Annotated in this window: 8 protein-coding genes; 6 read left to right on the top strand and 2 right to left on the bottom strand. The window is 65.2% G+C overall.

Annotated features, from left to right (window positions below):
- The 6 genes from tssF to B2747_RS11740 all read left to right on the top strand — a co-directional run bounded on the left by tssF (position 1) and on the right by B2747_RS11740 (position 8,837).
- Positions 1–1,845, top strand: coding sequence for a type VI secretion system baseplate subunit TssF (gene tssF, locus B2747_RS11765; RefSeq protein ID WP_291160882.1), 1,845 nt, complete (start codon positions 1–3; stop codon positions 1,843–1,845).
- Positions 1,846–1,855: 10 nt separating this feature from the next.
- On the top strand, positions 1,856–2,857 hold the full coding sequence (gene tssG, locus B2747_RS11760; protein WP_291160880.1) for a type VI secretion system baseplate subunit TssG: 1,002 nt from the start codon (positions 1,856–1,858) through the stop codon (positions 2,855–2,857).
- Between the two features lie 83 nt (positions 2,858–2,940).
- Entirely contained in the window at positions 2,941–5,607 is a 2,667-nt protein-coding gene (tssH, locus tag B2747_RS11755) for a type VI secretion system ATPase TssH (protein WP_291160878.1), read from the top strand.
- Positions 5,608–5,653: 46 nt separating this feature from the next.
- Positions 5,654–7,828, top strand: coding sequence for a type VI secretion system Vgr family protein (locus B2747_RS11750; RefSeq protein ID WP_291160876.1), 2,175 nt, complete (start codon positions 5,654–5,656; stop codon positions 7,826–7,828).
- A gap of 10 nt (positions 7,829–7,838) precedes the next feature.
- Complete coding sequence (locus tag B2747_RS11745) at positions 7,839–8,531, top strand: DUF6931 family protein (RefSeq protein ID WP_291160874.1); 693 nt, start codon at positions 7,839–7,841, stop codon at positions 8,529–8,531.
- 3 nt (positions 8,532–8,534) lie between these two features.
- A complete protein-coding gene (locus B2747_RS11740; RefSeq protein ID WP_291160873.1) occupies positions 8,535–8,837 on the top strand; it encodes a PAAR domain-containing protein in 303 nt (100 codons plus the stop codon).
- 97 nt (positions 8,838–8,934) lie between these two features.
- On the opposite strand, the gene B2747_RS11735 is transcribed toward B2747_RS11740, so the two are convergent.
- Together B2747_RS11735 and B2747_RS11730 are read right to left on the bottom strand one after the other, a co-directional pair.
- Positions 8,935–9,510 carry a hypothetical protein gene (locus tag B2747_RS11735; RefSeq protein WP_291160869.1) on the bottom strand — a complete coding sequence of 192 codons (576 nt, stop codon included), beginning with the start codon at positions 9,508–9,510 and terminating at the stop codon, positions 8,935–8,937.
- A gap of 109 nt (positions 9,511–9,619) precedes the next feature.
- Entirely contained in the window at positions 9,620–12,067 is a 2,448-nt protein-coding gene (locus B2747_RS11730) for a TonB-dependent receptor (RefSeq protein WP_291160866.1), read from the bottom strand.
- Between the last annotated feature and the right edge of the window lie 105 nt (positions 12,068–12,172).

Here is a 12,172-nt window from a genome sequence, read left to right as displayed (position 1 = left end):
ATGTCGAGCGATTTGCTGCGCTATTACGAACGCGAACTCACCTACCTGCGCAAGCTGGGCGGTGAATTCGCGCGGCGGTATCCCAAGGTGGCGGCCCGCCTGCAACTCGAGGCCGGCCGCTGCGAGGATCCGCACGTCGAGCGCCTGCTCGAGGGCTTCGCCTTCCTTTCCGCACGGGTGCATCGTCGCCTCGACGAAGACTTCCCCGAAGTCTCGCAGGCCATGCTGGAGATGCTGCATCCGCAGTTGGTGCGGCCGCTGCCCTCCATGAGCGTCGTGGAAATGACGCTCGATCCGGCACAGGGGCGCCTGCCCGAAGGATTCCGTGTGCCGCGTGGCAGTGTGCTGCACACCCGCACCGTCGACGGCATGCCCTGCGTGTTTCGTACGTCCTACGACACCACGCTCTGGCCATTCACGGTGCAGGCCGCCGAGTGGACGACGCCCGATCGGGTGGGAGCTGGCGCGCAGGGCCGTGACGCCGTGGCCGCCGTGCGGCTCGAACTGCGCGCCTTTGACGGCGTGCGCATTGGCGATTGCACGCTGGATGCGTTGCGGGTGCATCTCACCGGCGACGCGGTCGTAGCCGATACGCTCTACGAGCTGCTCGCCAATCACACCGTGCAGGTCGTCGTACGCAATCCCGATCGCCCCACGCTCTCGCCCATCATGCTCGGCGCGGCGGCCATCAGCCCCACGGGATTCGACGAGCAGCAGGCCATGCTGCCGCAGCCCTCTCGCACCTTCGCGGGATTCTCGTTGCTGCAGGAGCTCTTCGCGTTCCCCGAAAAATTCCACTTCGTCGACATCCTCGGCGTCGGTGAGGCCATTCGTCGCCTCCAGGCCGTGGATCGTGTGGAAATCGGTCTGCTGTTCAGCAGCTTCGAGCGCACCGAGCGCCGCCAGGCCATCGAGGTGGGGCTGTCGGCGCGCACCTTCCGCATCGGCTGCACGCCGGTGGTGAATCTCTTCACCCAGTCGGCGGAGCCCATCCTGCTCACCGAGCGCAGCTCGGAATATCTGGTCGTGCCGGATGCCCGGCGCCGCCTGGAAATCGAAGTCTGGTCGGTGGACGACGTCACGCTCATCGAACACGAGCAGCAGCGCACGCGCATCGTCCCGCCACTGTACTCGCACCGCCATCGCCGCGACGACGAACACGATGCGTTGTTCTGGTCTGCCACGCGTCGACCCGCCCCGTGGCGCACCGACGACGGAACCGAGGTCTACCTCGGCTTCACCGATCTCACCGGATCCGTGCGGGTGCCCGACGTCGATGTGGCGTCGCTCCGCGTGACCTGTCACAATGGCGATCTGCCGAGCCGACTCCCTTTCGGCGCCGATGAGCGCAGTGACTTCGAGCTGGTGAGCGGCGGACCCTTGCGGCGCATCACCGCCGTCACCAATCCCACGCGCTGCGTGCAGCCCGACCTCGGCTCCTCGCTGCTCTGGCGCATGATCTCCACGCTCTCGCTCAACCATCTCTCACTCACCGATGAGTCGGCCGACGCGCTGCGCGAGATGCTGCGTCTGCACAACGTGCCCAACGGCCTGAGTGCCGAGCGACAGATCGACGGACTGGTCGGCGTACGCAGTGCCCCCACCTTTGCGCGCGTGGCCGCGCCGCACGGCATGGCCTTCGCGCGCGGCCGGCGCATCGATCTCGAGTTCGACGAAGAGCAGTTCCCCGGTGGCGGCATGTTCCTGTTTGCCAGTGTGCTCGATCGCTTCTTCGCGCTCTACGCCAGCATGAACAGCTTCACGCAGGTGGCCGTGCGTTCGCGGCAGCGTCGCCGCCCCGTGGTGCAATGGCCACCGCGCGCTGGCTGGCGCCAGCTTCTGTGAGCACCCCGCCATGACGCGCTCCACCGCACCGCTCCGGCAACTCGAGGATCAGGCGCCTGGCATGGCGTTTGTACAACTCGTGCGCCTGCTCACGCGCGTTAGGCCCGACCGGTCACCGCTTGGCGGCTGGGCCGATCCGGCGCACGAAGCGGTGCGGCTCGCGGTGCCGCCTTCGCTCACGTTTCCTCCGAGTGAAGTGGCCGCCCTGCGCGTGCCGGAAGATCCCAACGCGCCGGTGGAAGTGGATGTGCGCTTCTTCGGCCTCACCGGGCCGCAGGGTGTGCTGCCGCACGTCTACACCGTGCATGCACTCACCCGCTCGCGTGCGCGTGACACGGCCTTCCGCGACTTTCTCGATCTCTTTCATCACCGCGCCCTCTCGCTCTTCTATCGAGCCTGGGAATATCACCGCCCTGCGGTGGCGGCCGAGCGCGGCGATGAAGATCGCCTGCTGCATCACCTCGAAGACGTCGCCGGACTCGGCACCGCCGGAGTGCGCCGGGCCAGTGGTGACCTCGCCGACTCGCTCGCCTATTACAGCGGCCTGCTGGCGCTGCGTACGCGCCCGGCCCTCGGGCTCTCGCAGCTCATCGGCGACTACTTCGATATCCCCGTAACGGCCGAGCAGTTTGTCGGCGAGTGGCGTCCCGTCCTGGATGGCGGTCAGGTCGCGCTGGGCGACGACGGCCCGGATGGCCGTCTCGGTTCAGCGGTCATCGGGACCGCCGTGTACGACGCGCACGCCCGCGTGCGACTGCATATCGGCCCACTCACCCGCGCGCAGTTCGACGCCTTGCTTCCCGGTGGCCGTGATCATGGCCGACTGTGTGAGCTGGCCCGTCTGTATGCCGATGATCAGGTGGGCGTGGATGCCAGACTGCAGTTGCGCAAGGACGATGCGCCGCAGGCTGCACTGGGCAGTACCGGCACGCCTCGTCTCGGCTTCGGCACCTGGTTGCGCTCGAAACCGGCCACCCGGGATCCCGACGATGTACTCCTGACGCTCTGTTGACGGCACGCTCTCTGCAAGCGTACCGGCCCGCCACTCCCCTGTCTTCCTCTCTCCTTCCCGCCGCCTGATTCCGTGGAGCCATCATGTCCGTGAACCTTCGTGGCCTCATCGCCAAGCTCAACGCCCCTTTGCGCAGCGCCGTCGAGGGCGCCGCCGGCCTGTGCCTGTCGCGTACCAACTACGACGTCGAGATCGAGCACCTGCTCATCAAGCTGCACGATGCCACCGATACCGACCTCGCCGTCACGCTCAAGCACTTCGGCGTCAATCGCACGCGCTTCGCGGATGATCTGGCCCGCGCGGTCGATCGGCTGAAGACCGGCAATGGACGCACGCCCTCACTCAGCACCTCCCTCGTGAACGCGCTGCGCGAGGGCTGGGTGATTGGATCGGTGGAGTATGGCGCCCCGCGCGTGCGCACTGGTCACGTGCTGCTGGCCCTGCTCACCGTGCCCGAGCTGCAGCGCATGGCCATGGACATCAGCAAGGAATTCGAGAAAGTCCCGGTCGACGTGCTCAAGAAGGACTTCGTCACCATCACCTCGTCGTCCACCGAAGCCTCGGCCGAAATCGGCAGCATCGATTCCGTGGCTGCGGGCGCAAGTGCGTCCGGCGGTGGCGGCGGTGCGCCCAAGGCCGGTGGCCGCACGCCCAATCTCGATCAGTACTGCGTGGACCTCACGGCGAATGCCAAGAGTGGAAAGATCGATCAGGTGCTGGGCCGGGACTTCGAGGTGCGACAGGTGGTGGACATTCTCACACGTCGCCGGCAGAACAATCCCATTCTTGTGGGCGAAGCGGGCGTCGGCAAAACGGCCGTGGTGGAGGGTTTTGCGCGTCGGATCGTCGATGGCGATGTGCCGCCGCCGCTGCGCAACGTGCGTCTGCTGTCACTCGACCTGGCCATGCTGCAGGCAGGTGCCGGCGTGAAGGGCGAATTCGAGAATCGCCTCAAGGGTCTCATCGAAGAGGTGAAGAACTCGCCGACACCCATCATTCTCTTCATCGACGAAGCGCACACCATGATTGGCGCCGGTGGGCAGGCAGGCCAGAACGACGCCGCCAACCTGCTCAAGCCCGCGCTCGCGCGTGGTGAACTGCGCACCATCGCCGCCACCACCTGGAGCGAATACAAAAAGTTCTTCGAGAAGGACCCGGCCCTGTCACGCCGCTTCCAGCTCGTGAAGGTCGAGGAACCTACCGAAGACGTGTGCTGCATCATGATGCGCGCCGTCGTCCCGTCGCTCGAGAAGCACCATGCGGTGCACATCCTCGACAGCGGCATGGAAGCCGCCGTGCGGCTCTCACATCGCTACCTCGCCGATCGCCAGCTGCCCGACAAGGCGGTCAGCGTACTCGACACCGCCTGCGCGCGTCTGGCACTTGGCCAGAGCGCCACACCCGGGCCCGTCGAAGACTGCAAGCGCATTCTCGACGACCTTGCACTGCAGGAACGCGTACTCACGCGCGAGCAGACCGCTGGTGCCGACCACAGCGAACGCCTGGCCGGCATTGCCACCCGCCGCACACAGGTTGAAGCCGATCTGGCAGCGCTCGAGTCGCGCTGGCTCAAGGAACGGGATCTCGTCGCGCGCATTCTCGACATCCGCGGCCGCCTCGTCGCCGAAGCGGCCAATGCCGATCAGACGGCCGCCGACGCACTGCGCAGCGAGTACAACCAGGCCATGGGAGAACTCGAGGCCCTGCAGGGCGAAGAACCGCTCGTGCGCCCCTTCGTCGATGCGTCCATCGTGGGCGAGGTCATCTCCGGCTGGACGGGCATCCCCGTCGGCAAGATGATGAGTGACGAACTCGGCACCATGCTCGAACTCGAGAAGCACCTCGGTGCGCGCGTCATCGGACAGGATCACGCGCTGGTTGACATCGCACGTCGGGTGCGCACCAGCAAGGCCGGCATCGAAGATCCCAACAAGCCCAAGGGTGTGTTCATGCTCGTCGGGCCGTCGGGTGTGGGCAAGACGGAAACCGCCCTCGCACTGTCCGACATGCTCTTTGGTGGGGAGCGCAACATCATCACCATCAACATGTCGGAGTTCCAGGAGGCGCACACCGTGTCCACGCTCAAGGGCTCGCCGCCGGGTTACGTGGGCTATGGTGAGGGTGGCGTGCTCACCGAGGCTGTGCGTCGCCGGCCGTACAGCGTCGTGCTGCTCGACGAAGTCGAGAAGGCACACCCCGACGTGCTCGAGCTGTTCTTCCAGGTGTTCGACAAGGGTGTGATGGAAGATGGGGAAGGACGTCAGATCGATTTCAAGAACACGATCATCATCCTCACCACCAACGCCGGCACCGAGTCCATCATGAAGCTCACGGCCGATCCGGACACCATGCCGTTCCCGGATGCCATGGCCAAGGCGCTCAAGCCGGAGCTCGATGCGGTGTTCAAGCCGGCCTTCCTCGGCCGCATGGTCATCGTGCCGTACTACCCCGTGCGCGACGAGAATCTCAAGCAGATCGTGCGGCTCAAGGTCGGCAAGATCGCGCGCCGCTTGCGCGAAGTGCACCGGCTCGAACTGCAGCACGACGAAACGCTCATTCAGCAGGTGGCCGCGCGCTGCACCGAGGTCGAAAGCGGCGCCCGTAACGTGGACAACATCCTCAGCAATACGCTGTTGCCGGAAATCTCGCGCATGCTGCTGGCCTCGATGGCTGAGGGACAGCGTCCGATGGCGCTGCGCGTGGGCGTGAGCGATACCGGCGACTTCACGTACGACACCGTGGTCGCGTGATCGCCACTTTCGGCGGTCGGTCCGGTCTTTCCCGGAGGCTCGTGGCATGACGTACACCCAGGCCAATCGGCCGTACAAGATCACCACACCACTGGGCAACGATGTGTTGCTCCTCGCCGAGTTCACCGGCGAGGAGCAGGTCGCGTCGCTGTATCGGTGGACGGTCCGTGCATGGAGCACCAAGACGACCATTGCACCGAGTGAGCTGCTGCTCAAGGCGGTGTCGCTGTCGCTGCAGTTGCCGGAGGGTGGCCAGCGAACCGTACACGGCGTCGTCAGCCGCTTTGCGCAGACGGGCAGCGCGCGTGACGATCTTGTCGAGTACGAACTGGAGATCGTTCCGCCGCACTGGGTGCTGGCGCTGGAGGAGAGCTTCGAGATCTTCCAGAACAAGAGCGTGCGCGATATCTGCGGTGATCTGCTCAAAGGCACGCCCTTCGAGTGGAAGCTGGTGCGTACGCTCGATCCGCGGCCCTACTGCTTCCGCTATCGCGAGAGTCGCTGGGCCTGCGCATCCCGATTGCTCGAGCAGGAAGGCATCTGGTACCGCTTCGACAACAGTGGCAGCGAAGCCAAGCTGGTGCTTGCGGATACCTCGGCGTCGGCGCAGCCCGCTTGGAACACCGCACAACTGGTGTTCGACACTGACGCGCGCCGCGAAGGGCGGCTCATGGGCCTTACCATGCAGGCCACGCCATTTGTCGGCGAGACCCGTGTGCGCAGCGCCAGTGAGTTTCTGGCCACGCGCAATGTCGGCAACGTCGTGGCCAGTGGCGGTGAGTTCAAGCCGCCCGCTGATGCCAAGGCCTACCTCTTCGAACAGCAGCTCACGGCGCACCGCAGCGGCATCACGCACAGTGGCGGTGACTCGGCCTCTGACGCCAGCAAGCTGCCCGATGATACCAAGGTCTACGCGCGGCTCCGCCAGGAGCAGGCCGAGTCGCTGGCCGTGGTGTACCGTGGCACCAGCACCTATGTCGGTCTGCAGAGTGGTGCCAAGACCAAGGTCACCGCGCATCCGGCCGCGGCGCTCAACGTGGAACTGTTTGTTCTCGGCGTGACGCATCGCGGCAGCAACGGCTCTTACTTCAGTGGTGGCGGGCAGGCCAGCTACGAGAACAGCTTCGAGGCCATTCCCGCCGGCACGCCGTACCGTCCGCCACGACGCACGCCCTGGCCGCGCGTGGCTGGCTCACACGTGGGCACGGTGGTGGGCCCCGAGGGCGAGGAGATCTACACCGACAAGCACGGTCGGGTGCAGGTGGTCTTCAAGTGGGACCTCGACGACTCCAGGAAGCTCGATCGCTCCTGCTGGATCCGCGTGGCGCAACCCTTTGCGGGCCAGAACTTCGGCGCCGTGTTCCTGCCACGCATCGGCCACGAGGTCATCGTCGATTTTCTCGACGGTGATCCCGACAATCCCGTGGTGGTGGGCAGTCTCTACAACGGAGCCAACCTGCCACCGTGGAAACTACCCGACAACAAGACGCAGAGCGGCGTGCGCACCAAGAGCACGCTCAAGGGCGGCGCCGACAACTTCAACGAGCTGCGCTTCGAGGACAAGAAGGGCGAAGAGCTCGTCTACGTGCAGGCGGAGAAGGATCTCACCACGCTCGTCAAGAACGACGAGACGCGTGACGTCAGACACAATCGCACGACCACGATCACGAACGACGACGTGCGCACGGTGAAGGAAGGCGTCGACACGCACACGATCGAAAAGGGCAAGCAGACGATCACGGTTGCCGACAACGATCGGGAGATCTCCGTGGCCAAGAACCAGATGGTCACGATCGGTGAGAACCACACCGTCAGCATCGGCAAGGATCAGACCACCGACATCGGGGAGAACGACACCACGACGGTGGGCAGCAACCTCGAACTAACAGTCGGCAGCAATGCCTCCATCACAGTCGGCTCCAATCAGGAAACGTCGGTGGGCAGCAAGCGCACCGAGACGGTCGGGGCCGACGCCAAGGACACGATCGGGGGCAAGTACGAGATCAAGGTGGACGGGTCGGCGATGACCGTCACATCGGCCATGAAGATCGAGCTCAAGGTGGGCGGCAGCAGCATCATCATCGACATGTCCGGCGTCACCATCAAGGCGCCCATGATCAAGATCGAAGGGCAGGCCATGGCCCAAATCAAGGCGCCCATGACGCAGGTGAACGGCGATGCGATGGTCATGATCAAGGGCGGCATCACCATGATCAACTGAGGCGCCGACCATGACGACTCCTCCGGTCATCGCTCCCGATCCGCTCGCTGCCTGTCCGCCGCTCCTGCGCTGGCTGCTCGAGCGCGCGGCGCCCGATGATGACGCGTTGGCCCTGCTCGACCCGCGTCAACCACTCGAAGCCCTGCAGACCACCTGGTCGGCGAAAGGCTTGCACACGTCTGTCATTCGCCTCATCGCCAGCGTGCTGCCCGCACGCGAAAGCATCTGGTGGGCATGGGTGTCCGCGCGTTATGCCACACAGGTGGTCGGTGGCAAGGCGGCAACTGCAGCGGTACACACGGCATTGGCGGCCGTTGAGCAGTGGATTGTTCGGCCTGATGACGACGCCCGCCGCAACGCGTGGGACACTGGCAACGCTGCAGGTCTCGACACACCGGTGGGCATGGTGGCCGCAGCCGTTTTTCTGAGCGGCACGACGGTGGCACCAGCAAACGTTCCGCCCGTTCCGCCACCACCCGGTGCCGCGCTGCCACTCATATCTGGTGCCATTCTCATGGCGGCAGCAGCCAACAGTGAACCCGATCAGGTCGAGGTCACCATGGCCGCCTTCGCGGCGCAGGGGCTTGAGATCGTCAAACGCCTCGGCGGCTGGGATGCGGCCCTGCAGTTGGCGCACGACACCCACCAACGACTCGCGCACGACTACGCGCAGGCCACCGCGCCTGCCGCACGGGGGAAATAGGCCATGAGCATGCCCGCCGCGCGCATCACCGACATGCACGTCTGCCCCATGCAGACACCCGGTGTTCCGCCCATTCCCCACGTGGGTGGCCCGATCGTCTCACCAGGTGCCCCCACGGTCATCATCTGTGTCATGCCATCGGCCACACTCAGCAGCACTTGCGTGTGTGTCGGTCCGCCCGACGTCGTCATCAAGGGCTCGGCTACGGTGCTGCTCTCCAACATGCCCGCCGCACGCCTCGGTGATTCCACCGCGCACGGCGGCACCATTGTCGCCGGCGCACCAACCGTGCTGATCGGCGGCTAGACGCCCTGTTGAGAACACACAACCCGAAACCAGAACACACAACCCGGAACTGATCAGTTTCGAGTTGTGTGTTCAGGTGTCGAGTAATGGGTTGCAACTAATTCGCGATCGTGAAGTTGAACGTCACGTCGATATCCGTCTCACCCTGGCACGACGTGCTCGAACCGTTCTTCGGTGCGTCGTCGTAATGGCAGAGCACCACGCGGGTCGTACCGGCCGCGGATGTAGCGCCCACCGCCTTGGTGAACGCCAGACCAAGCGGGCGACCCTGCGGGTCGCGGTCCGTGGTCGTGATCGTCACGCCGCTGCCAGTCACCGTGTAGTACACCCGGTGCTCGTTGGCCTCTTCCTCCACTTCCTCCGTGATGTCTTCCGGCGGATTCACCAGACGGTTCTCGAACTTCACCGTGCCCGTGTAGCTGGCACCACGCACCAGCGCCAACGCGCCCACCTGGGCGCTCGGCGCGCCTGGACCGTTGCCGTCGGCGTCTTCGATGAACGCGGTGAGCGGTGCACCGCCATTGGCCGGGGTCAGCGTGAGCGTCACGCGCGAGATGACTTCCTGCTCGCCACCGGGCGCCGTGCTCGATTCACCACAGGCCGCGAGTCCGAGGCCGACGAGACCAAAACCGCTGTACGCCACCAGGCGGCGCATGGACTGGCTGTTTGTCACGGGACTGCACTCCATCGTGCGAGGGTGGGATGACAGCGTGCGCACTCGCCCTCATCGAGTGACACGCGGGACGGCATGTCGGCGGTGGTACCCCACAGCCTTCGAGCAGTCAGAACGGCATGGTGATCCGCAACACCACATCGCGGCCCGCATCGTTCACAAACAGCCGATACCGACTCAGATAGTCACGGTATCGCGTGTCGAGCGCGTTGTTCACACTCAGCGACACGGTAGTCGCCTGACCAAACAGCATTACGCCGGTTGCGCCCGCGTCGAGCGACAACAGCGCGTAGCCCGCCGTCGGCAGCGTATACACCGTGCCCGAGGGCACCCCGTCCTGCTGTCGCACCAGCAGTGTGCCCACGCCGAGATGCCACGTGCCGAGCAGCGAGCGTGTGCCAAGCCACCGCGCCGACAGGTTCACACGATCGGCTGGCATATCGAACAGCGGCTCTCGCGTGTCGCGATTGTGCCCGCGCACCAGCGTCCCATTGGCCGAAAGTTGCAGACGGGCGTGTGGCAGGTAGCTGCTGCTCAGCTCGAGACCACGAAGGCGCGCCGGCGCCTGCGCATAGCGATAGCCGGGAAACGTGCCCCGCAGTGTGAACACCGGTTCCGACGGCTGCAGATAGATGAAACCGTCAATGGTGTTGGCATACGCGGCCACGTCTGCCTGCCAACGCGTTCCGCGGTGACGCAGACTCGCCTCTACGCCCCCGCTCACTTCCGCACTGAGCGACGCATCGCCCAGCTCGTATTGCGCCGTACCGTGGTGCACGCCCTGCGCATAGCGCTCGTTCACGGTCGGTGGACGCCACGCACGCGCGACACGCAGTGATACATCGAGCCCATCGCGCAGCAAGTATGCCGCGCCGAGTGAGCCCGAAACGTTTCGCCAGGACTTGGTGCCGGCAGGACTGCGAATTCCGGCATCAGCGTAGGCCAGCGTCGTCTGCGAAATCATGTCGCCGCGCAGACCGGTGAGCAGCGAGAACCGGCCGAGACCCAATTCTTCCTGCGCATAGAGCGCGCCCTGCCAGAGATCGTAGCCGGGAATCAGAAAGGCCTTACCCAATGTCTGATTGCCCTGCGCCACCGCACTCGTTCCCACCGTTCCGCGCCAGCCATGCCAGCGCGCATGTGTCCACCGCAGATCGAGCGAGTTGGTGAACAGCTTGAGATTGAACGCGGGCTCGTTGCGAAAGCGCAGCGGGCCGTTATTGTCATACTCGCGGCGGTGATTGTACTGGAGTCCGTACACCAGCTCGAGCTCCTGATCACCGGGCAATGCAAATACCGTTCGCGAACGCAGCGTGGTGTGCGCCACACGCTGACTCGGGCGGCCAATGGCATACGAGAATGCCGAATCCCGCGGCTCGGTGCGCATCGCGCGCTCGAGATCCTCGAGATTGCCCACATGCGCCTGCCGCAGCACACCCAGCTCCGTGGAGAATCGGCTGAGTGACAGCTCGCTGCGTCCCCACACGCGACGTACCCCGAGCGCGAGACTGCCATTGAGTTCGCGGAAGCCTGTATTGCTCAGGTAGTAATCGGGCGCCGCGCCGTTGCCGGCCATGCGCGTGGTGAGACGCAACCGATAGCCGGTCGTACCGATGCGCGGCAGCGAGAGATCGGCACCTTCGAGACCCACGGACAGCGCACCCTGGCGACTGTTGCTGAAGGTGTTGAGCGCCACATTGCCACGCAGATGTCCCGTGTCAGGCAGGGCCGCGTGATCCACACGTACCACGCCACCAAGCGCGTCGGGTCCGTACAGCACCGTGGCGGCGCCGCGGACCACCGTCACGGCATCCGCGTTGAAGCTGTCGATGTTCGGAGCATGCTCGGTGCCCCACTGCTGATCTTCCTGTCGCAGGCCGCCATTCATCACCAGCACGCGTTGCGAGTTGAGCCCGCGGATGACCGGCTTCGCAATGCTCGGCCCGAACTGCACCACGGCTACACCCGGCAGATTCTTGATCGTCTCACCCAGCGTCTGCCCACGCGTGCTGGCCAGCGCGGCCGCATCAAGCGTGGACGTCGCCGCCACGCGCCCGAGACGCTCCGCCAGCGTGTCCGCGCGCACTGCCACTTCCTGCAGCACCGTGGTCGCCACACTGAGGTGCACCGTCAGCAGACGGTCGGCCTGAGTCAGGTCCACCACCTCGGTCCATGGAGCAAACCCCAGGGCTCGCACACGAATGCGCACGCGACTCGCGGGCAAATCACGAAAGTCGAATCGGCCGTTGCCATCGGTGCGGCTGCGTGACATCCGCGCCTTCGCTTCGGCCGTCCACTCCACGGTCACCTCGGCATCACGAAGCGGACGACCGGAGATCGAGTCTTCGACAATTCCATGCAGATGCCGGCGATCACCGTGCGGCGCCTCCTGCGCGCCGAGTGAGGCTGTCCCGCGCAACTCCCCCGCGCTCCACAGCGTCCGCCAATCCAACGACAGCACCGGTCCGAGGCCCAGCAGCAAAGGCACGAGCGCCACCCGTCTCAGGGTCTTGCCTGAGAACGCTGGAAGGTGGCGGCTGCCTGAGAACTGAGACATCCATTCAAGCTAATGAGAACTCGCGATCATTCAAGGACTTCCGCCGTACCCGACCCTGCCCCGTCACCGCGTCAGCTCATCAACTCGCGCCGCCTGAACGGGACC

The organism is Gemmatimonas sp. UBA7669, assembly GCF_002483225.1.
GTDB lineage: Bacteria > Gemmatimonadota > Gemmatimonadetes > Gemmatimonadales > Gemmatimonadaceae > Gemmatimonas.
The sequence above is the reverse complement of the archived record's forward strand: the minus strand, read 5'-3'. Positions and strand labels throughout refer to the sequence as shown.